The organism is Streptomyces sp. CA-251247 (assembly GCF_050952975.1).
Lineage (GTDB): Bacteria > Actinomycetota > Actinomycetes > Streptomycetales > Streptomycetaceae > Streptomyces > Streptomyces achmelvichensis.
In genome coordinates this window covers 461547-482986 of sequence record NZ_CP191861.1, presented here as the reverse complement: position 1 = coordinate 482986, position 21440 = coordinate 461547, and the positions used below count along the sequence as shown (strand labels likewise).

At 69.9% G+C, this 21440-nt stretch carries 19 protein-coding genes; 13 read left to right on the top strand and 6 right to left on the bottom strand.

The window, feature by feature from the left end; translation table 11 throughout:
* Window positions 1-2: 2 nt before the first annotated feature.
* Window positions 3-797, bottom strand: coding sequence for an ABC transporter ATP-binding protein (locus ACQPWZ_RS02030; protein ID WP_433570422.1), 795 nt, complete (start codon window positions 795-797; stop codon window positions 3-5).
* On the bottom strand, window positions 794-1300 hold the full coding sequence (locus ACQPWZ_RS02025; protein ID WP_356704989.1) for a PadR family transcriptional regulator: 507 nt from the start codon (window positions 1298-1300) through the stop codon (window positions 794-796). Before ACQPWZ_RS02025 ends, ACQPWZ_RS02030 begins: the two co-directional genes overlap by 4 nt.
* A 166-nt stretch (window positions 1301-1466) precedes the next feature.
* On the opposite strand from ACQPWZ_RS02025, the gene ACQPWZ_RS02020 reads away from it, so the two are divergent.
* The 10 genes from ACQPWZ_RS02020 to ACQPWZ_RS01975 all read left to right on the top strand — a co-directional run bounded on the left by ACQPWZ_RS02020 (window position 1467) and on the right by ACQPWZ_RS01975 (window position 12572).
* Window positions 1467-2735: an ABC transporter substrate-binding protein gene (locus ACQPWZ_RS02020; protein ID WP_340471375.1), complete on the top strand. Its 1269-nt coding sequence runs from the start codon at window positions 1467-1469 to the stop codon at window positions 2733-2735.
* Between the two features lie 202 nt (window positions 2736-2937).
* On the top strand, window positions 2938-4611 hold the full coding sequence (locus ACQPWZ_RS02015; protein WP_433570421.1) for a glycoside hydrolase family 13 protein: 1674 nt from the start codon (window positions 2938-2940) through the stop codon (window positions 4609-4611).
* Between the two features lie 37 nt (window positions 4612-4648).
* Window positions 4649-5980: an ABC transporter substrate-binding protein gene (locus ACQPWZ_RS02010; RefSeq protein ID WP_433570420.1), complete on the top strand. Its 1332-nt coding sequence runs from the start codon at window positions 4649-4651 to the stop codon at window positions 5978-5980.
* Window positions 5981-5990: 10 nt separating this feature from the next.
* Entirely contained in the window at window positions 5991-7328 is a 1338-nt protein-coding gene (locus tag ACQPWZ_RS02005) for an ABC transporter permease subunit (protein WP_433570419.1), read from the top strand.
* Window positions 7325-8263 carry a carbohydrate ABC transporter permease gene (locus ACQPWZ_RS02000; protein ID WP_356704993.1) on the top strand — a complete coding sequence of 313 codons (939 nt, stop codon included), beginning with the start codon at window positions 7325-7327 and terminating at the stop codon, window positions 8261-8263. The genes ACQPWZ_RS02005 and ACQPWZ_RS02000 overlap by 4 nt, the downstream gene beginning before the upstream one ends.
* A gap of 335 nt (window positions 8264-8598) precedes the next feature.
* The gene (locus tag ACQPWZ_RS01995) at window positions 8599-9345 is read left to right on the top strand and encodes a class I SAM-dependent methyltransferase (RefSeq protein WP_340471370.1); all 747 of its coding nucleotides are present in this window, start codon (window positions 8599-8601) and stop codon (window positions 9343-9345) included.
* A gap of 191 nt (window positions 9346-9536) precedes the next feature.
* Entirely contained in the window at window positions 9537-10085 is a 549-nt protein-coding gene (locus ACQPWZ_RS01990; RefSeq protein ID WP_340471369.1) for a CGNR zinc finger domain-containing protein, read from the top strand.
* 438 nt (window positions 10086-10523) lie between these two features.
* Entirely contained in the window at window positions 10524-10946 is a 423-nt protein-coding gene (locus ACQPWZ_RS01985) for an organic hydroperoxide resistance protein (protein ID WP_340471368.1), read from the top strand.
* Between the two features lie 263 nt (window positions 10947-11209).
* The gene (locus ACQPWZ_RS01980; protein ID WP_433570418.1) at window positions 11210-11389 is read left to right on the top strand and encodes a hypothetical protein; all 180 of its coding nucleotides are present in this window, start codon (window positions 11210-11212) and stop codon (window positions 11387-11389) included.
* A 277-nt stretch (window positions 11390-11666) separates the two neighbouring features.
* Complete coding sequence (locus ACQPWZ_RS01975; protein WP_340471366.1) at window positions 11667-12572, top strand: NAD(P)H-binding protein; 906 nt, start codon at window positions 11667-11669, stop codon at window positions 12570-12572.
* 97 nt (window positions 12573-12669) lie between these two features.
* Here ACQPWZ_RS01975 and ACQPWZ_RS01970 read toward each other — a convergent pair whose 3' ends face one another.
* Window positions 12670-13668 carry a helix-turn-helix domain-containing protein gene (locus ACQPWZ_RS01970; RefSeq protein WP_433570417.1) on the bottom strand — a complete coding sequence of 333 codons (999 nt, stop codon included), beginning with the start codon at window positions 13666-13668 and terminating at the stop codon, window positions 12670-12672.
* Window positions 13669-13908: 240 nt separating this feature from the next.
* A complete protein-coding gene (locus tag ACQPWZ_RS01965) occupies window positions 13909-17730 on the bottom strand; it encodes a S8 family peptidase (RefSeq protein ID WP_433570416.1) in 3822 nt (1273 codons plus the stop codon).
* Between the two features lie 319 nt (window positions 17731-18049).
* Between ACQPWZ_RS01965 and ACQPWZ_RS01960 the strand changes: the two genes are divergently transcribed.
* Together ACQPWZ_RS01960 and ACQPWZ_RS01955 are read left to right on the top strand one after the other, a co-directional pair.
* Complete coding sequence (locus ACQPWZ_RS01960) at window positions 18050-18460, top strand: hypothetical protein (RefSeq protein ID WP_340471363.1); 411 nt, start codon at window positions 18050-18052, stop codon at window positions 18458-18460.
* 110 nt (window positions 18461-18570) lie between these two features.
* Window positions 18571-18912 (top strand): hypothetical protein, encoded by a 342-nt coding sequence (locus tag ACQPWZ_RS01955; RefSeq protein WP_340471362.1) that lies wholly within the window; start codon window positions 18571-18573, stop codon window positions 18910-18912.
* A gap of 112 nt (window positions 18913-19024) precedes the next feature.
* Here the strand turns inward: ACQPWZ_RS01955 and ACQPWZ_RS01950 are convergent, their stop codons facing one another.
* Together ACQPWZ_RS01950 and ACQPWZ_RS01945 are read right to left on the bottom strand one after the other, a co-directional pair.
* Window positions 19025-19270 (bottom strand): hypothetical protein, encoded by a 246-nt coding sequence (locus tag ACQPWZ_RS01950; protein ID WP_433570415.1) that lies wholly within the window; start codon window positions 19268-19270, stop codon window positions 19025-19027.
* 37 nt (window positions 19271-19307) lie between these two features.
* Window positions 19308-20318, bottom strand: coding sequence for a trypsin-like serine peptidase (locus ACQPWZ_RS01945; protein WP_433570414.1), 1011 nt, complete (start codon window positions 20316-20318; stop codon window positions 19308-19310).
* Between the two features lie 409 nt (window positions 20319-20727).
* Here ACQPWZ_RS01945 and ACQPWZ_RS01940 point away from each other — a divergent pair, with 409 nt between their 5' ends.
* Entirely contained in the window at window positions 20728-21357 is a 630-nt protein-coding gene (locus ACQPWZ_RS01940) for a C39 family peptidase (RefSeq protein ID WP_433570413.1), read from the top strand.
* Window positions 21358-21440 lie beyond the last annotated feature (83 nt).

Sequence of the window (21440 nt, the reverse complement as noted above, 5' to 3'; positions counted from 1 at the left end):
GCTCACTCCTTCAGTTCGAGCACACCGGAGACTCCGGCTCCCGTGGCGCGGGACCCCGCCCCGAGTGCCGCGTCGTCGGCTATTCGCCCGTCGAAGAAGCTGATGACGCGGTCGGCCGCGCTGGCCATCCGGGCGTCATGGGTGACCAGCAGAATCGTCTGGCCACGCTGGTGGAAGCGGGAGAGCAGCCGCAGCACCTCGCGGGTGCCCTTGCTGTCCAGGCTGCCCGCCGGTTCGTCGGCGAGCAGCAGTGCCGGATGGTTCACCAGTGCCCGGGCCAGCGCCACACGCTGCTGCTCACCGCCGGACAGTTCGCCGGGCATGGAGCGTTCCCGGCCTTCGAGGCCGAGTTCGCTGAGCAGTTCCGCCCGGCTCTCCCGGGCCGCCCTGGGCGAGGCGCCCGCGAGAAGCGCGGGCAGTTCCACGTTGTCGGCGACCGTGAGATCGGAGACCAGATTGAAGAACTGGAAGACGATGCCGATGCTGCGCCGGCGCAGCATCGCCCAGCGGGCCTCGCGATAGCCGTCGACCTGGCGTCCGTCGAGCCAGAGACTTCCGCTGTCGGGCCGCTGAAGTCCGCCGAGGAGATGGAGCAGCGTGGACTTGCCGGCGCCGGAGGGCCCGGTGACGGCGACGAACTCTCCGGGCTGGACCACCAGATCCACCCCGCGCACGGCCGGCACCGGGGCGCCTTCGCCGTGGTGGGTCTTGGTCAGGCCCTCGGCGCGCACGATCGGTACGACGCCCCGCTCGCCGGGCGTTGTGCCCGGCTCGGCGGGAGTGGCGTCGTCGCTCATTCCAGCTCCTCCTGACAGCGTTCGAGCCAGTCGAGGTCGGCCTGCAGATGCAGCATCGCGCCTTCGATCAGCAGCTGGGAGATCCGGTTGTCCCGGTCCTCGGCCGCCGCGAGCTTCGACAGGTCCCGCATGGTGTTCAGATACTGCCGACGCTGTTTGTTGATCAGCACGACCGGGTCGGCCAGTCCGGACTCCGGGGCGAGGGCGACCTTCATGAAGAACTCGTCCCGGACCCTCGGCTCGTCGGTGGTCTCCTCGAACCAGGCCAGTACGGCCTCGTGCCCGGCGTCGGTGAGCCGGTAGGTGCGCTTGTTGGGCCTGCCGGCCTGTTCGACGTCCTCGCCGGCGATCAGACCGGCCTTTTCCAGCCGCCCCAGAGTGACATAGATCTGGCCGACATTCGGCTGAGGGTACGCGGCGCCCAGGAGCTTCTCAAGGTCCTGCTTGAGCTCGTAACCGTGCGCAGGTCCACGGGTGAGGAGAGCCAGGAGCGGCAGCCGCACGCGCTCCCTCCCTCCGAGGTCCGTAGTCTCTTGTTGCTCGGACGCGGGGTGTGGTTCGTGCCACCCGCCTTCTCTGCCTGGACGTCTAGTATCGCCCATGCCTAACGGGTATACATAGGCCACATTGAACGGCGTCGTGGCCGGATCGGTGTACCGGGAGGAACCTATGCGGTGGATGCATGCCGCGGGTAGGGGGCTCCTCGTACTCGCGGTACTGCTCGCGGGCTACGCGGGCTTCGGCAGCCGGGCGGGCCCGCCCGGTGACGGCCGCGGTCCCATGACGCTCGTGACGGCCGGCGATCTGACCGAGTACCTCGGTCCGCTGCTCGACGACTGGAACAGCGGACATCCGCAGGAACAGGTGACTCTGGTCGAGCTGCCGGACTCGGCGGACGAGACCCGGGCACAGATGACGAGCGAACTGCGCTCCGGCAGTGACCGTTTCGACGTGCTGAACATCGATGTCGCGTGGACCTCGGAGTTCGCCGCGGCGGGCTGGATCTCCCCGCTGGAGCGCGACCGGTTCCCCCTGGACAGTTTCCTGGCGCCGGTCGTGGACACGGCCACCTTCGACAGCCGCCTGTACGCGGTGCCCTATGTCACCAATGCCGGATTGCTGTACTACCGCAAGGACATCCTGGAGAAGGCGGGCGAACAGCCGCCCCGCACCTGGGCGGAGCTCGCCCGGCAGGCCAGGACCCTCGCCCCCCGCTACGGCCTGGACGGCTATGCGGGCCAGTTCCTGCCGTACGAGGGGCTGACGGTGAACGCCACCGAGGCGGTCCACTCGGCGGGCGGTTCGATCCTCCGTGACGACGGTGCCCGGGTCACGGTGGACTCGGCGGCGGCCCGGGACGGGCTGGAGTTCCTGGCGAGCGGGGTGCGGGAGGGGTGGATCTCCCCCGAGGCCCGCGACTACAAGGAGGAGGAGTCCCGGCAGGCCTTCCAGGACGGCCGGCTGCTCTTCCTGCGGAACTGGCCGTATGTCCATTCGGAGGCCAACGCCCCCGGGTCGAAGGTCGCGGGCAAGTTCGGTGCGGTGCCTCTGCCGGGTCCGGACGGTCCCGGTACCAGCGTGCTCGGCGGCTCCAATCTGGCCGTGAGCAGTCACTCGCGCCATCCGGAGTCCGCCGCCGATCTGATCGCCTATCTGACCAGCGAGCGTGTGCAGCGGCAGGTGCTGACGGAGGGCTCGCTGCCGCCGGTGCGCGCGGACCTGTACGAGGATCCCGGGCTGATCCGGGCGTACCCGTATCTGCCCACGCTGCGGCAGAGCGTGCTGGCGGCCGAGCCGCGTCCCAAGAGTCCGCGGTACGACCAGGTGAGCCTGGCGGTGCAGGCCGTCGTGCAGGACGTCATGGCGCTGCGGCAGACGCCCGGGCAGGCCACGGTGCGGCTGTCCCGCGAACTGGGTTCCATCGCCCGCAGACAGTGACCCCTTCTGCTCCCTCTGAACGGCTTGCTACTTACATGTTAAGTAGCAAGCCGTTCTTTGTAATGTGGAGATAGTCGGGCATACCCGGGCTGGTTTAGGCGACTTCGTTGACACCCTGCCGTCATCGCTACTTAACATGCAGGCATCACAGCGCACCCGATCCGGGGCGCACTCGCATCCAGCAGGAACAGGTCGACGCGAGATGCTCACAACCCTTACGGCCGCCCCAGGCCGCTCCTCCCGCACGACCGCCGCATGGTGGCGCGACGCGGTGATCTACCAGGTCTACGTCCGCAGCTTCCTCGACAGCACCGGGGACGGCATCGGCGACCTCGCCGGCGTCCGCGCCGGACTGCCGTACCTGCGCAAGCTCGGCGTCGACGGCATCTGGCTCAGCCCGTTCTACCCCTCACCGCAGCACGACCACGGATACGACGTTGCCGACTACCGCGAGGTCGACCCGGTCTACGGCGACCTCGCCGAATTCGACCTGCTGATGGGCGACGCCCGCAGGCTCGGGCTCAAGCTCCTGCTCGACATCGTCCCCAACCACTGCTCCAGCGAGCACCCGTGGTTCCGCGAAGCCCTCGCCGCCGGACCCGGCAGCCCGGCCCGCAGTCGCTTCCACTTCGCTGACGGGCGCGGTCCCCGGGGCGAGGAGCCCCCCAACAACTGGCGCGCGATGTTCGGCGGCCCCGCCTGGAGCCGGATCACCGAGCCCGACGGCACCCCGGGACAGTGGTACCTGCACCTGTTCACTCCGCAGCAGCCCGATCTGAACTGGCGCAACCCCGAAGTCGGCGACTCCTTCGAGGACGTACTCCGCTTCTGGCTCGACCGGGGCGTCGACGGCTTCCGGATCGACGTCGCCGCCGGCCTGTACAAGCACCCCGAACTCCCCGACTCCGCCGACCCCGAGGCGGACGAACGCTCTCGCGACTCGGTCAACCCGCTCGCCTGGAACCAGCCCGAGGTCCACCAGGTGTGGCGCCGCTGGCGATCGGTGTGCGAGGAGTACGCAGCCCGCGACGGCAACGAGCGGCTGCTCGTCGGCGAGGTCTCCGTGCCGACGGCACGCGAACACGCCGAGTACGTACGGCCCGACGAACTCCACCAGGCGTTCTTCTTCGACCTCCTCAGCGCCCCGTGGGACGCCCGCGCGTTCCGGGAGACCATCACCGAGGCGATACGCGACATCGCCGGCACCGGTTCCACCGTCACCTGGGTCCTCAACAACCACGACCAGGTGCGCACGGTCACCCGGTACGCCGGTGAGCCCGGAGTCGAGGGCAGCGGACTCGGCGCCGCCCGCGCCCGCGCCGCCGCCCTGCTGATGCTGGCACTGCCCGGAGCCGCGTACGTCTACCAGGGCGAGGAGCTCGGCCTCCCCGAAGTCCTGGACCTGCCGGACGAAGTGCTCACCGACCCGATCTTCCACCGCACCGGCAGCCGGGCACGCATCCGCGACGGCTGCCGCGTCCCGCTGCCCTGGTCGGGCCACGCCTCCCCGTTCGGCTTCAGCCAGGGCGAGGCCGGTGCCCGGCCGTGGCTGCCGCAGCCCGAGTGGTTCGCGGCGCATGCCACCGACCGGGCACTGGCCGACACCCGCTCCTTCTGGCACCTCTACCGCGAAGGGCTCCAACTGAGGCGGAGCCTGCCCCAGTTGGGCGAAGGCTCGCTTCGCTGGCTGGACACGCCGCCGCAGGTGCTGGCCATGGTCCGCGGCGACGGACTGATCTGCGCCGTCAACTTCGGCACCGACCCCGTGCCCGCGCCGGTGCCCGGCACTCCGCTCCTGTCGAGCGGCCCCTGCCCCGACGGCATGCTCCCCGGGGCGACCGCCGCCTGGTGGACGGGCGACTGCCCCACCGCCTGAAGTCTCTCTTCCTCACCCACCCTCGGAAGGAACCACCATGCGACGACCCTCGATCAACCGGCGTACAGCGGCGGCCGCTTCGGCCGCACTCACCCTCGCCGTCGGCGCCACGGCCTGCGGCGGCACCACCGGACCGGCGAGCGGCGGCAAGCCCCTCGACGGCCAGACCGTGACGGTCGCCGGTGTGTGGACCGGCAGCGAGCAGAAGAACTTCCGCAAGGTGCTCGACGCCTTCACCGAGGAGACCGGCGCCAAGACGGTCTTCGAGCCCACCGGTGACAACGTCTCCACCTACGTCGGCAGCAAGATCGAGGGCGGCAGGGCCCCGGACGTCGCCATGGTCCCGCAGGTGGGCGTGCTCCAGCAGTTCGCGAAGGAGGGCTGGCTCGCACCGCTGTCGAAGAAGGCGACGACGACCGCCTCCGCCAACCTCGCCTCGGTCTGGAAGGAGTACGGGACCGTCGACAAGACCTACTACGGCCTCTACTTCAAGGCCGCGCACAAGTCGACCGTCTGGTACAGCCCGAGCGCCTTCGAGCAGGCCGGCGTCGCGGAGCCCAAGAGCTACACGGAGATGGTGAAGACCGGTCGCACGATCGCCGACTCCGGACTCCCCGGCTTCTCCGTCGCCGGCGAGGACGGCTGGACCCTCACCGACTGGTTCGAGAACATCTACCTCTCCCAGGCCGGACCCGAGAAGTACGACCAGCTCGCCGCCCACACCCTGCCCTGGACCGACGCCAGTGTCGTCAAGGCACTCACCACGCTCGGCGAGGTGTTCAAGGACAAGCAGCTCGTCGCCGGAGGCGCGGCCGGCGCGCTGCGCACCGACTTCCCCGGCTCCGTCGAGCAGGTCTTCGGCCCCGAGCCGAAGGCGGGCATGGTCTACGAGGGCGACTTCGTCGGCGGCATGGCCAAGGACGACTTCGGCAAGAAGCTCGGCGAAGACGCCAAGTTCTTCCCGTTTCCCGCCGTCGACAGCGGCAAAGCGCCCGTGGTCAGTGGCGGTGACGCCGCCGTCGTGCTCAAGGACGGCAAGAACCAGAAGGCGGCGCACCAGCTGCTGGAGTTCCTGGCGACTCCCGAAGCGGCTTCCGTGTGGGCCGGCGCCGGCGGCTTCCTGTCGCCCAACAAGGACGTCGACTTCGCCTCGTACGGAGACGACACGACACGCGCCACGGCCAAGTCGCTTATCCAGGCCGGTGACTCGGTCCGCTTCGACATGTCCGACCAGGCCCCGGCCGCATTCGGCGGGACCAAGGGAACAGGGGAGTGGAAGCTCCTCCAGGACTTCCTGCGCGACCCCTCCGACCCCAAGGCCACCGCGGCCCGGCTCGAAGCCGCGGCCGCCAAGGCGTACAAGGGCTGAGGCAGCGATCATGGCTGTTCTCGCATCCGCCCGCGCCGCGAACCCGCGGCGCCGCGCCCAGCTCAAGAAGCGCAACATCGCGGTGGTGTTCGTCCTCCCCGCCCTGCTGCTGCTCGGTGCCCTCGTCGTCTACCCGGTGCTGTTCTCCGCCGGCCGCAGCCTCTTCGACGCCAGTGGTGACCGCTTCGTCGGCGGTCAGAACTACGCCGAGATATTCAGCGACCCGGCCACCCTCAAGGCCATCCGCAACAGCACCATCTGGGTCGTCGTCGCCCCGGTGCTGCTGACCGGCCTCGGACTCGTCCTCGCCGTGCTCACCGAGAAGGTGCGCTGGGCAACCGCCTTCAAGCTCGTCCTCTTCCTGCCGATGGCGGTGTCGTTCCTCGCGGCCGGCATCATCTTCCGCCTCGCCTACGAGGAGGACCCGAACAAGGGCGTGCTCAACGCCGTCGCCGTCGGCGTCCACGATGCCTTCGACGACCGGTCCGCCTATCCGACGGCCCGGGCCCGGCAAGGGTTCGGCCTCGCCGCCGACAAGGGCGGCTCGTACCGTACGGCTGACGCGGTCGCCCCCGGCACGTCCGTCAGCCTCGGCTTCGTCGGTGTCGCACCCGACAAGATGCCCGCCGAGGCGCAGCCCGCACGGGCCGCCGGCTCCGCGGCACCGGCCGCGGACGCACTCAGCGGTGTGGTCTACCACGACTTCACGCCCGGAGGCGGCGGGAGTCCCGGCAAGGTGGACCCGGCCGAGAAGGGCCTGCCGGGCATGACGGTCGAGGCCGTACGGGACGGAAAGGTGGCCGCGAAGTCCACCACCGCCGCCGACGGGTCCTTCACCTTCACGGGCCTGAAGGACGGTGCGTACACCGTCCGTCTCCCGGCGGAGAACTTCGCCGCCCCCTACCAGGGCATCTCCTGGCTCGGGCCCGCACTGGTCACCCCGGCGATCATCGGCGCCTATCTGTGGATCTGGACCGGCTTCTCGATGGTGCTGATCGGCGCGGGACTTGCCGCGCTTCCACGGGACGCCCTGGAGGCGGCCCGGATGGACGGCGCCAACGAGTGGCAGATCTTCCGCAGGATCACGGTCCCGCTGCTCGCCCCGGTTCTCACGGTCGTCTTCGTGACCCTGGTCATCAACGTGATGAAGGTCTTCGACCTCGTCTACATCATCGCGCCGGGACCCGTGCAGGAAGAGGCCAACGTGCTGGCGACCCGGATGTGGCTGGTGTCCTTCGGCGGCGGCAACAACCAGGGACTCGGCAGCGCCATCAGCGTCCTCCTTCTGCTGCTGGTCGTCCCCGCCATGATCTTCAACGTCCGGCGCTTCCGAAGGAGCGGAGCATGAGCGGCCACAGCACCATCGAGCGCCGGCCGTCCCCGCCGCCGGCCAAGACCCCGGCCCCCGAGCCCACTCGGGCCCCAGCCCCTCGCCGGCGCCGTATCGGCAGGCTCACCGGGCTGCTGGGCAACGGAGCCGTCCAGGCGATCCTGATCGTCGTCGCACTCGTGTGGATCACCCCGCTGGCCGGGCTGTTCCTGTCGTCGATGCGATCCGACGGTGACAACGCGGCGAAGGGCTGGTGGACGGCGCTGACCGACCCCGGTCAGCTGTCCCTGGACAACTACACCGCCCTGTTCGCGGACTCCGGGATCACACAGGCCTTCTGGAACACCGTGCTGATCTCGGTGCCGACCACCGTACTGGTCGTCGTCATCGCCGCACTGGCCGGATACGCCTTCGCCTGGCTGGAGTTCCCCGGCCGCAACGCGATCTTCCTGGTCGTCGTCGGGCTCCTCGTCGTGCCGGTCCAGATCGGACTGCTGCCGGTCGCCAAGCTGTTCGGCACGATCGGACTCTTCGGCACGATCCCGGGCGTGATCCTCTTCCACGTCGCCTACGGTCTCCCGTTCGCCATCTTCCTGCTGCGCAACTACTTCGCGGAGATCCCCCGCGAAATGCTGGAAGCGGCGCGAATGGACGGCGGCAGCGAGTGGCGGATCTTCACCCGCCTGATCCTGCCGCTCGGCCGGCCGGCCCTGGCCAGTCTGGCCATCTTCCAGTTCCTCTGGGTCTGGAACGACATGCTGGTGGCGCTGCTCTTCGCGGACAGCGAGTCCCAGCCGCTGACGGTCGCCCTCCAGTCCGAGATGCGGCAGTTCGGCAGCAACATCGGCGTCCTGGCCCCGGGAGCCTTCCTCTCGCTCGTGGTCCCGCTGGTGGTGTTCTTCGCCTTCCAGCGGCACTTCGTCCAGGGCGTGATGGCGGGCTCGGTCAAGTAGCAGAAAGCGGCCCCACCGGCAGGGGGGGAGCCGGTGGGGCCGCGGAGCCCGAGCGGCCAGGGGGGAGAGGCCGCGAGCTCGGGTCGACAGTCCGTCTGCCCCCTCTTCGGTACCTGATACCTCTCGGGCGCGATTTTTCTGAAGAAGTTTCTGCGGGCTCGGGCTCGGGGCCGGTCCGGGGCCGAGATTGTCCCCTGCGCCCCGACGCCGCGTTCGTGTGACCACCGATGGAGACCACCCGATCTTTGTGGCTTCTGCCAGTACGGGCCCGCTGTCGCGTATGGAGAGACTGCCGGGTGTCCGGGGCGCGGACATCACAACGGGAGGAGTGCGCGGTGAGTGCACAGCAGACGTACGACGAGATCGGTGAGGCGTTCGAGGGCTTCAAGGCTCTGCCGCTGGCCCAGTATGTGGAAGCGCCCAGCTTCCTCGGCATGGTCGGGGACGTCACCGGACAGAAGGTGATCGACCTGGCCTGCGGTACCGGCTTCTACAGCCGTGAGCTGAAGCGGCGCGGCGCGGCCGACGTCCTCGGCGTCGACATCTCCGGCGAGATGATCCGTGCCGCGGAAGGGATCGAGCAGGCCCACCCGCTGGGTGTGCGCTACGAGGTCGGAGATGTGGCCGACCTGTCGCCGGCGGGGGAGCGGTTCGATCTGGCGACCGCGGTGATGCTGCTCAACTACGCGGAGACCGTCGACGCATTCGAGCACCTGTGCCGCACGGTGCACGAGAGCCTGCGGAGCGGCGGCGAGTTCCTCATGCTCCACCAGACGCCGGACTACGACTTTTCCGGGCCGTCGCCGCGCCCGTACGGGTTCCTCACCGAGCTGACGGGCGAAGAGACCGGCATCGGACCCCGGGTGAAGATCACCGCGTTGCTGGAGGAGGCGCCGATCTCGTTCACCGCAGGGCTGGCGCGCCGCGAGGTGTTCGAGACGTGCCTGGCCAAGGTGGGGTTCAGCGAGATCACGTGGGTCCCGACCACGGTGTCGGCGGCCGGGATCGCCGCGTACGGTGACGCGTTCTGGGCTGACTACCGGGCCAATCCCGCGTTCGAGATGCTGCGCTGCCGCGCCTGAGGGCCGATCGGACGCCGCGGTGGCCCGGCCTCTGGAGTCTGCCCCCTCTCAGGGTCAGGCCGCCGAGGGGCCGGAGCCTGTGGCGAGCGGTGCAAGGGCGGCCCGGGCGGCGCACCCACAGTGAGCTGCGGCGGCGGCCTCCGACGGACCGATAGTTGCCTTCCCGGATCGTCACCTGTCAGAATGGTGACATGTTGCACGCCTTCCCCGCCGAAAGCCCGGCACTCGACTTCGCCGGGACGCTGCGGGTTCGCCGGGGCCCGCATACGCGGGAGATGTTCGATTCACCGAAGAGTCTTGCCCTGTGGTTCCTCGAATGCGGCATCACGGACAGTGAGCTCGCCTGCGAACCGTCCGACCTTGTCGAGGCGGTGGAACTGCGGGAGGCGATCTACCCACTGGTGCGGGCGAAGATCGCCGGTGAGAGCTATGACGAGAAGGCCCTGTCCCTCGTCAATGACGTGGCGAGTCGACCCGCACCCGTCCCCCAGCTCACGGCGACCGGCCGGCGGATCGAAGCCACCGTCCAGCAGGCGCTGTCGCACGTCGCCCGCGACGCGGTCACTGTCCTGAGCGGGCCGGAAGTGCCATTGCTCAAGGAATGTGCGAACCCTGAGTGCACCCAGTTCTACATCGACCGGTCGCGAGGGGCGCGCCGCGCCTGGTGCAAGATGGACCCCTGCGGCAACAAGATCAAGGCGGCTGCCTACCGGGCGCGCAAGCGTGCCGTCCAGGCCTAGTCGCAGTCCGGACATGATGATGGGGCGGTCGCGAGGCGACCGCCCCTCTGTGCGGTCCGGGCGGCGGGCGGGCTGAACCCACTCGGCAACCGGGCGCCGCCTGAGCCACGCACGATCTCCTGCGCGTCCGAGCCGGCCCGCGATGGATTGGCGCGCCCTTCGGTCGAAGGTGCGTCCGCCGCCGAGGGGTCCGGTCGCCCGCGACCTGAAACCCCAGGCGATCTGCCTCTCGTGTCGTCGGCGGCGCTTGCCGTCCCCGGATCGGCGCCTCTTTGCGTCCGTTTCCCCACCTCTCATCACCTCCTTGACGGGTGACGCTTAACGATGCAACTATGTCGTCACCGCTTGAACGGGTGACGCGCTACTGGGTGCCCCCGCCAGGCAGGTCCGCCGAAGTGCGGGTTCCGCTACACCCCACCCCCATGGAGAAGGACAGTCATGTCTCACAGCTACACCGCCCACGTAAAGGTCACCGGCGAGGGTCGCAACGGAGGACGCGCGCAGTCCGACGACGGTCTCCTGTCGACCGACCTGTCGCTGCCCAAGGAGCTCGGTGGGGCCGGCACGGCCACGAACCCCGAGCAGCTCTTCGCTGCCGGCTGGGCGGCCTGCTTCCTCGGTGCCGTCCGGATCGCCGCGGGGGAGCGCAAGATCCGGCTCACCAGCACGGAGATCGACACCGACATGAGCCTGAACGGTGGCGCCGACGGCTTCTCCCTCTCGGCCGTCCTCAACCTCCAGGTCGGAGGCGTCAGCCAGAACGAGGCGGACGAGCTCGCCCACGCAGCACACCAGATCTGCCCCTACTCCAAGGCGATCCGCGGCAACATCCCCGTCACCATCAACGCCCGCGCCGTCTGACCCACTTCGGCCGGCTCCCTTGCCGTCCCGCGGGCCGCAGGTCCCGAGCCCTGACGCCAACCAGGGCACGGGACCAGTGCCCTGCTTGGCCGGTGAACGGCCGACCGCGCCGGCGGGGTCAGGGTGGGGCGCCCGGAATTTGTCACCATCGTCATCCGTTGAGCGGGTGACTCACCAAGAGGCATGCGCTTCTACCCCTCTTGCAGAGGGCGGAACGACTGCCAAGGAGTGCGGCGTGAAAACCGTGCTGAGGAGGCGTTGAAATGGATCAGGGACGCAAGCCTGTCGACGCGGCGCAGGTACAGCGCAGCCTCCGGTTCTCGAAGCTGCCGGAGCCCATTCGGCTGGAGGACACCGTCGAAGAGCGCCCGGCCGGCACGCACGACTCGGTGAGCGGCGCGTACAACGCCGACTGGTGGCTCATACGCATGGGCGGCATCTGAGTCGTACCCCCCTGGTTGGCCGTGGGCTCACGTGATGGGCGCTCGCGACGACGCCGTGGCGCTCCGGCCGGCCCGACACTTCCCTCAGAGAGGCCCCTGTGAAGCCAAGGAAGATCCTCATCCGACTGACGTCTATCGCTGCTGCCGGTGCGGTCGCGGTGGGGTGTTTTCTCCACGTGTTCTAGCCGGGGCGACCGCGCGCGCTCCCCCGTCGATGGGGGAGAGACTGGAGAGGGGAGAGGGGGCCGCGTTCCCGCACCACGAAGGAGTCTGCGCGATGGCTGCCGAGAACCTCGTCCTCATCACAGGCGCCGGAGGCGTGGGCCGCAACGTCCTCGAGAAGCTGCGCTCCCAGGACGTACCGGTGCGCGTGATGGTCCGCCGGGACGACGACCGCGCGGCCCAGTTGCGTGCGTCCGGGGCGGAAGTGGTTCTCGGTGACCTCACGAAACCCGAGACCGTCGCCGCCGCCCTCCAGGGCGCTCGGAGCATGTACTTCGCCATGCCCGTCTCGCCGGACCACCTTCTCGCGGCGACCATCGTGGCGAGCGTGGCGCTGGAGTACGGAGACCTGGACGCCCTCATCGGCATGTCGCAGATGACCGTCTCGCAGATGACCGCCACCAGCGCCGGGGAGTCGCACCAACAGCGGCTGCACTGGCTCGCCGAGCAGGTGATGAACTGGTCCGGCCTGCCGGTTGTGCACATCAGGCCGACGTCGTTCCTGGACAACCCGCTGTTCACCACCCTGCCCGCGCGCACCATCCGCGAGAACGGGACGATCGTGCTGCCGTTCGGCGCCGGACGCACCTCGCCGATCGCCGTGGACGACGTCGCCAGGGTGGTCGCGACGGTCCTCGCCAAACCGCTCCCGCACGTCGGGCACGTCTACGAGCTGACCGGGCCCCGGACGGTCGACATGACGGAGATGGCCGAGGCTTTCTCCACGTCCCTGGGCCGTCCGGTGGCGTACGTGGACATGCCGCTCGACCGGTGGCGCCGCGAGGTGCTCGCCACGGTCGGTCTGCCGCCGCACATCGAGGAGCACATCGTCACCATGTGCCGCCTGCACCAGCAGAACCGCTACGACCGCGCCTCGGGAGACGTCGAACGCCTGACGGGTGTCCCCGCCCGAACGGTCGAGGAGTTCGTGGCGGAACGCAAGGACTTCTACCTGGGCTGACCCGGCCCCTCCTGCGCGCCGGGCATGCCCGGCCCGCATGCCCCCAGCGTCGGGCCCCGTGCGCTCCGGCCCTTGTTGCCCACCCGTACATCCCCGCCTAGAGCCAGCCCCGACGGGCCGCGTGCCAGGCGAGCTGCATGCGCGTCCCGGCGCCGACGAGAGCCATCATGTGCTGGATCCGGCGTTGCACGGTGCGGCGGCTCAGGCCCATCTGACTGGCGATCGCCTTGTCGGCGATGCCGGCCACCAGGAGGGACAGCACCCTGCGGTCGGTCTCGCGCAGGACCTCCGTGTTCTCGGTGTCGTCCGGCCCGACGATGGTGCCCGATGCGCTGACGTGCAGGGGCACGGCGTCCTCCCAGTAGCGCTCGAAGAGTGCGGTGAGGGCTTCCAGCAGACTGCTGTCACGCAGCAGTGCGGTCGTGGGTTCACCGGGACTGCCGTACGGGCCGCCCGGCACCAACGGGCAGATGGCCGTCTCCCGGTCGGCGACGGCAAGTCGCAGGGGGAGATGTGGCACGGAACGGGCGAGTTCACCGGCACGCACCCCGGAGATAACGTTGTCGACGGCCCCGTCGTCGTCGAAGAAGGCCCGCTCGTACAGGACCCGGTAGCGGACCCCGCGCGCCAGTGCGTCGAACTCCGCGCGATTGCTTCCCGAGGGCATGGCCACGTACTGGGCCTTGCAGAACCAGAGCATCTCGTGACGTGCGTTGTCCTGCAGCCGGCGCAGATGCTGGCGCAGTGCCTCGGCCCCGGTGATGACCTCGATGACATGGCCGGCGTCCTGCCGCCGGGTGCTGCGATAGCTCTCCAGGAGGTCGGCGATGGCGGCCCGGCTCTGTTCGAGGGCGTCCGCACGGCGTTGCAGATGCGGCAGCAGTGCCACGTCCGGAGGCGCGGCGGTGAAGTGGGGAGGGCTCTCGTCACCGGAGATGACGAGCCCTTTGGCGGTGAGCGCCGCGAGGACGCCCTCGACCTGTTCCCGCCCGAGACCGGTCTTCGCGGCGATCTCGTCGGCCGAGGCCTTGGGGGTGATGACCAGAAGCCGGTAGACGGTCTCTTCGACCGACGTGAGGCCAGCCGCCTCCAGCATGCCGGGTCTCCAGGGCTGAGGGGTTCGCACACGACCGAGGGCGAACCAGAAGGTGAGCTTGAAATTTGGACTATAACCGAGTGAGGTGTCGCGCACCGATGACGACGACGATCTTTTCGTCTCCTCGCGGACGAGGCCGGCCCTGTCGTCATGCACGCGCCCGAGAGCGCCGAGCGGCGGACGCCGGGGCCCCACTCCCCGACATCCGCCGCGGTCCGCGAGGATGTGCTTACGTCACCGTCACCGAGCGGCGGGGTGCAGGTAGGCGCGGTCCACCGTCTGGCGGACGCTGTTGCCGGCCGCGTCCTTCGCGGTCACCCGCACCGTGACGTACGCGTCGGTGTGCACCCGGTCCGGCCGCTTCACCGTGGCCGTGAAGCCGTCGCCCTTGCGGGCAGTGGTGGCGGTGGTCCAGGTCCGGCCTCCGTCGTAGGACGTCTCGACCTTCACCGACGTACCCCGCGGCGCCTGCATGCCGTCCTGCATCCGGACGTTGATCCCGAGGGCGTGGGTACGGCCCGGAGCCACCGCGTTGAACAGGTCGGTCGCCACGGAGTAGTCGACCTGGAGCAGGGGCAGCCGCGTCGGACCGGCGGCCGTGCCCGAACGGAACGTCCACGACGTACGCGTGCCCGTGCCGAAACGCCAGTCGTCCGAGGTCCGGGCGGTCGTCAGGTCGAGCCGGTACTCGGCATCGCCCGCGGGCACCTCGATGTCGCCCCAGGCGCCGTTGTCGGACTCCTCGATCAGCTGCCCGTTGCGGTACAGGACCGCGTGCGACGTGTCGGCGAGGTCATTCGCCGCCCGTCCGCCACCCACACCGCCGCCGGGGAAGGCAGGAGCCTCGGCGAACCCGTAGTGACCGGCGGTGGAATCGGTGAACTCCGGGATGAAGACGGACAGGGTGTCACCTGTGCGCACCGAGGCCCGACCTGCTCCGCGGGGGATCGAGGGCCGGGCCGGAGCTCCGAACCAGCGCTCCGACACCTTCTCGCCGGGCCGGTAGGTACGCGGCAGGTTCATCATTCCGGCGGTCAGCGGGCGGTCGGGGGAGTCGATGACGTTGTGGTGGACGACCTGGTCCCAGAGGGTGTCGCCGCCGCTCACGTACTCGACGCGCTCGCGGCCGACCGGCGTGTACCGGTTGGAGACGTCCCAGGCGGTGTTCTGGTACGGACGCCATCCGAACCGCTGCTCGCTCGTCCAGGACGAGGCACCCGTCTGCGTGTAGGCACTGCGGATGACGGCGCTCTCCCGCTCGGAGACGGTGTGAACGAGCTTGTCGGGCACGTGTCCCTTGGACACCTGCATGACGTCGTAGAGGTAGGGGCTGTGCACCGTGCCCGAGAACGCCACCGCGGCGCCCTTCTTCGCACGCTCCAGCAGCTCCGAACCCTGCGCGAAGGAGACCCGCATGGTGGGTACGGCCATGCGCTCGGTGCCGGGGCGCCAGCGCGTCCAGTGGAGTATCCCCTCGGGCCAGGAGACCATCAGCGCCTTGGCACCTGCGGACTTCGCGGCACGAGCCAGCGCCCAGGTGTCGTCCGAGGGATCCACGCGGACGACAGCCAGCTTCCCGCGGACATGGCGGAAGTCGGGGGCGGTCCCGGTGCCGGCGCTCACGGCACTCAGCCGTGCACCCCGGTCGCCGAAGACGGGCGAGTCCTGCTCGTAGTACGGGACGAGCGGCCGGGACATGCCGGGAACCCTGGCCTCCAGCTGAGGCGCGGTCAACTGCCAGCGGGAGCTGAACTCGAACGCGCCCTCGGTGACCGGGGCGGTGCGGCTGACGTAGACGCGCTTGACCGAGTCGAACATCTGGAGGCCCCAGCTCCTCCTCTCACCCTCGACCTCTCGGTAGTACTGGGTGCTCAGGAAGCCGCGCTGCTCGGCGGGGCGCGGGGTCCGGATCGTCACCTCGGTGACGTCGGAGGCGTCGAACGCCACCGTCGTGTCCTTGGTGACCTTGACCTCGGGGACGATGAGTTCGCCCGCCTCACCACCGTTCTCGTTCTCCGAGAAGAAGCCGCCCTGGAGGAGGTACGTGCCCTCCTCGACGACGGCGACACCCTTCTCCAGATCCGTGTAACTCACGTACCCGGTGGGGCCCCAGATGTTCGGAAGGCCGTTGCTGCCCGAGGGCCGGCCCTGGCGGTCGCGCGGGACCACGGTGAGCACGTGCTGCCGGCCGCTGACCTGGAGGGAGACAGTGGTGTGGGCCTGGACAACGCCGTCCGAGGACTTCGCCGTGACATAGCCGTAGTACTTCCCGCGGCTCACGCCGGCCGCGTCGAGGTGCAGCGGCACCTCCGCCTCGGCGCCGGGGGCGAGCGTCAGCGAGGTCGAACCGAGGCGCACCGCGCCCGCGGCGGGGACCTGACCGCCATCGGTGGCCAGGCTGACGCCGAGGTCGAGCGTGAGGGGGCGACTGCCATTGTTGGCATAGCGCACACCGAGCGTCTGCGTCTGCCCCTTCCTCTCGCCGGCCCGGACCGGGGCGAAGGCGAGGGAACCGGAGGCCGTCAGCGGCCCCATGGCCGTCGCGAGGTCGATGCGTCCGCCGCCCTGCTGGGTCACCTTGGTGCCCGACACCGTCTTCGAGGTGCTGATGAGGGCGTCCTTGAGCTGCTGGGCACTCCAGTTGGGGTGCTGCTGCGCCAGGATCGCCGCGGCACCGGCGACGTGCGGAGTGGCCATCGATGTGCCGGACGCCGCGACGTAGTTGGCATTGACCGGTGTGCCCATGGTGGTGCCGGCCGCACGGGCGGCCACGATGCCGACGCCCGGCGCGGTGACGTCGGGTTTGACCGCCCCGTCGCCGAGCCGGGGTCCGCGGCTGGAGAAGCCGGCGAGGGAGTCGTCGCGGTCGACGGCGCCCACGGTCAGTGCGGCGTCGGCCGTACCCGGGGAGCCGATGGTGGACTGGCCGTTGGCGCCGTCGTTGCCGGCGGCGATGACGAACAGTGAGTCCGTCGACGCCGTCAGCGCGTTGACGGCCTGGCTCATGGGGTCGGTGCCGTCGGTCGGCCCGCCCCCGAGGCTCATGTTGATCACCTTGGCGTCCTGGGCGGCCGCCCATTCCATGCCCTCGATGACCGAGGACTCGGTCCCGTACCCGTTGTCGTCGAGCACCTTGCCGACGAGCAGCTCGGCCTCTGCCGCGACACCGCGCATGGACCCGCCGGACGCGGCACCCGTACCGCCGACGGTCGCGGCGACATGCGTGCCGTGGCCGAAGCGGTCGCCGGTGCTGCCGCTGTTGGAGAAGTCCTTGGCCTGCGCGATGCGTCCGGACAGGTCCGGGTGCTTGTCATCGACGCCGGTGTCGAGGACCGCCACCTTGACGCCCTTGCCGTGGTAGCCGGCCTTCCATGCGGCGGGCGCGTTGATCTGACCGGTGCTGCGGTCCAGTACGGCCCTGACCTTGCCGTCCAGCGAGATGCGCGGAGTGACGGCGGCGCGGGCGGCGTCGGAGCCCGCGGCGGACGCCAGGGTGTCCCAGAAGCGGCCGAGTTCGCCCGCCGCGACCCTCATGGACCGGGCGTTGATGCTGTCCAGGTCGTAGACGGGCGTCTTGGTGGCCCGGAAGGTCATCAGCCGGTCGGCGGCGACCGCGGTGCCCCGTGTCCGCCGCGCGTCCTTGGCCGCGGCCGGTGACGACTCAGACGAGACGATCAGCGGAAGCGAGGAGGAGTGCTTCTCGTCGAGGCCGGCCGCGATCAGCGCCGTGACGTCGAACAGGCGGCGGTCCAGCGTGCCGGCGGTCACCAACGACTGGGCGTCGGAGGGGATGACGGTCAGGGCCTTGTCGTCGCCCTCCTCCGTACGGAAGGAGATGCGCTCGCGCCCCGGTCCGGGCCGGACCGACGCGACGTGTCTGCCTCCCGGCACCGACGTCACGATCACCCGGTCACCGGTGATCAGCCGCACGGTGGCGGAGGCCTCGCGGTCGGCGATCGGCGAGGGACCGTCCGGCGGCGTTCCGGCGGAGGCGGTCGTCACGCCTCCGACGGTGACCATCAGTACGGTCGATATCGCCGCTGATCGACGAATCCATCTCATCAGGCAAACACCTTTCGAGCGGGTGGTGGTCAGGTGATGAACGTCAGAATCCGCCGAGGTCACGGGGCATGTCACTGACATCACGTGGCACAGATGCGACATGTCACAAAGGCGACGACCGCGTGCCCCTCAGGCGTGGCCGTCCCATCGGCGCGCCGCGGTGGCCGTCCGGCCGGCTCTGCTTCGCCCGGACCGGTCGCGCCGCGCCGACCGTCACGAAGTCGTGCGGGGGATCGGCGAACTGCGGGTGGCGCGAGGGCTGTCGCCGCAGGTCCGCCAAGATCGCCCGGAGAGGCGCAGAGGTTCCTATGCTTCCGGAATGGAACAGAGCGAGGTCCTCAAGCGTGTGATCGGCATCCTCACCCAGATGACCGACTGGCGGCGCATCCTCGAGGAGGACGAGGAGCGCGACATCGGGAGCGACCCGAGTGTCATCACCGCACTGCTCAGCGAAACGCTGCCCAGGATCCGCATCCCGGAGGACGCGACGCACGAGGAGATCGCGAACATCGTGGCCGAGAAGGTCGGTGGAGCGATCCACCAACTCGTCGGAGCCTTCACCCTGGCCTTCGTGGAACTGGCCCAGGTACACGATTCCGGACGGGACAACATGACGACGAACGACGTCCTGCGCGAACTGGCGCTCCGCGCCGAGCACCTCAACTCCAACGGGAACTCCGACGCCGACGGAGACTCAGGCCGGGACTCCGACTCAGATCCGGATTCCTAGGGACACGACCCAGGAACATGGCCCAGGTGCGCGACCTGGCTCGGCCGCTGATACGCGAACTGGAACGTACGTTCCTCCGGACGGAGGAAAATGCTGCACAATGCAACCTCATGAGGGGGAGCAGCGGGCCCGAACCGCCGTACGGCGACAGCGGCAGGCCGTCGCCCGAGGGCGACGAGCGGCCTCGCTGGCGTCTGGTGCTGATGACCGCGGTGCTGGTACCGGCCGTCGGAGCCGCGGGAGGAGCCGCGGGGCCGCTGTTCCAGAGCAGCGCACCCGCCTTTCAGTGGCTGCCGCTCCTCATGGTGGCCTGCCTCTTCGTCGTCCCGTTCATCCTGCTGGCGCTCGGGTTCATCTGGGCGGTCAACAAATTCTCGGACGCCCTGTACCGGGCCAGGGAACGACGCTTCGACCGTGTCTCGTCCGACAGGGCCCACGAGCGGTTCCGATAGCCGGTGGCTTCGTGCCCGACGCGGGAGCGTGTGACGGCCGGACGGGCGCAGGGCTGCGGGGACCAGGTCCCCGCAGCTTCACCCGCGCCCGTCCGGCCCGCTCCGGTCGGCTTCAGTCGTCTTCCGGCATGGGCGCCGGCCGGGCGTCCTTCATCCGTTCCGGCGTCCAGTAGTCCCGTACCTCGTCCACCTCGTCCACCTCATCCGGGTTCGGGAGCACATCGCTACGGGTGCTCCCGGAGTCCGGCTCGGTGCCGGGAGGCGGGGCCCCGGCGGCGGAGCGCCACGCGGCCACCGCCACGACAGCGGCGAGCAGGACGGCTGCGGTTGCCCATCGGCTGACGGTCCTGCGACGCATGGAAACGCTCCTTGCCCGGCCGAGCCCTGTCGGGGTGTCAGGTGACGCTGCCCTGGGCGTCGAACATGGCCTTGACCGAGTCGTCGAAGTACGAGCTCCGGTTCCAGCCTCCGGTGGCGAGCGTACTCATCGCCCCGTTGACCTGTCCCAGCCCGTTGGCGTCGTTGAACCCCCGCAGCCAGGGCCCTCCGCTCGACCCGCCGCCGAAGTCGCACCGGAGCTCGAGCCGGCCGTCGCCGACCGCTCGCGTGGTGCCGGTACAGGCCCACTGGAGCTGGCCGTTGTCGCGGTTGCCCGGGTATCCCATGACCGTCATGGCCTGCTCGCGCGAGTAGTTCCAGCTCAGACCGTGACCGCCGGTGACGTTGACGATCTTGCTGCCGTTGAGGGGCCATGTGGTCACCATGGCCACGTCACGGCCCTTGTCGCTGCTGCTGATCCAGGAGTTGAAGGTACGGAACTGCTTGGCCGCGAAGGTACCGAAGGGGCGGGCGCCCGAACGGAAGCGCGGTGCGTAGGTCCAGTTGGTCATCCAGGTACCGCCGCTGCCGCCGTGCACGCAGTGCCCGGCCGTGATGAGCATCTGCTTGGAGCTGCTGTTGAGGGCACTGGCCGAGCAGGTGTAGTTGAGTCCGTTGCCGGGGTTGGTGAAGAACACCTTGCCGACCGCCGCCGATTCGGTCACCAGCGGCCCGAGGGTGTCCGTGCGCCCAGCGGCCGACGGCGTGGACCCCGGACGTCCGGTGGGTCCGGGCTTGCTCTGTGCCGTAGCGGGCGATGACTGCGGTCCGTCGAGCGGGATGGCCGTTCTCATCCGCTCGGGTGTCCAGTAGCGGGCCAGCGCCGCGGCGTCGGCCGTGGAGTCGACCGCCGCACCACCGGCGAGGCGGGGTGTGTGCCCGGTGGTGGCCGCGGTCGCGCCGGGAACGGCTGCTTCGGATCGGGGCCCGGCCTGGGCGGCGGGTCCCGCGACGGCGGGGCCCGCCCCGACCAAGGCCAGCATCGCTGCGGTGGCCAGCGGCAGGAGTGCGTGTCCGAGACTGCGCACGAGAGGTACCCCTCACGGTCGATGGGCGCACGCAGTACGGCAGTTCGCCGCGGTGGGTGCAGTGGAAGCGACCGTAGGTGTGGCATGTGCCGCCGTGACAGTCCGAAATGAGTCCCTCCGCTCGCCATCGGGCGGGAAGCGTGTTTTCGCATGAGAAGAGCAGTCGTACCCCCTACGCCCCCGGTCGATTCAGCCGGCGTACGCCGGAGCGGGGTAGGCGCGGGTGTGTGCGCTCCCCGGCCCGGGCCATCGGTCCTGTCCTCGTACAGGCCTCGTACGGGCGTATGGCCCGGCCGGGCCGGTCCTCCTCGACCCGGCCGTCCGGCCCCATCCCCACCCGGTTCCGTTTCCTCCCCGTCGGGAACCCGTCCACCGGCCCGACGGCACCCGTCCGGCAGACTGAAGCCCTATGGCCGATCACCCCGCGATTCAGCACGCCGTTCCGTACCACGCCCAATGGGCCTCACCCGACCTGGTGCCCGCCATCATTTCCGGGGCCATGGACGCCACCGATGATCCGCTGTGGCCCAAGTACGGGGCGGAGAGCGCGGAGGAGTACGCCTGGTGGTCCTGGCGGCTGTGCGGAGTGGCCTGCCTGCGTATGGCACTCGAATTCTGGCAGGGCACCGCGCCCACTCCGATGGCCCTCGCCGCCGAATGTGTCGAAGCCGGCGCGTACGTCCGGCGCGATGACGGCCTGGACGGGCTGATCTACGCACCCTTCGCCGCCTACGCCGAACGCCGGTGGGGCCTCTACGCGGAGTCCCGCCCCGGCCTGCCCGCCACCGACATCCCTGAGCTGGTCGCCGCCGGACGGCTGCTGATGCTGTCCGTGCACCCGTCGATCCGCGAGCTGGACGCGTCGCCCCCGCGCCGAGGCGGCCATCTGGTACTCGCCGTCGGCGTCACCGGTGAGCACCTTCTCATCCACAATCCGTCGGGCTTCCCCGGCGGGTCCCAGCAGTTCGCCCGAGTGCCGTGGGCGGTGCTGGACCGGTACTACGCCGGGCGTGGCGTGGTGCTGGGCCGCGAACCGTGAGCGGGTGGGACTGGGGGCTCCCTGCCCTCTGCTGCGCGCCGACTCGCCGGTCCCCCTGAGCCGTATGCCCGTCCGTAGATAGG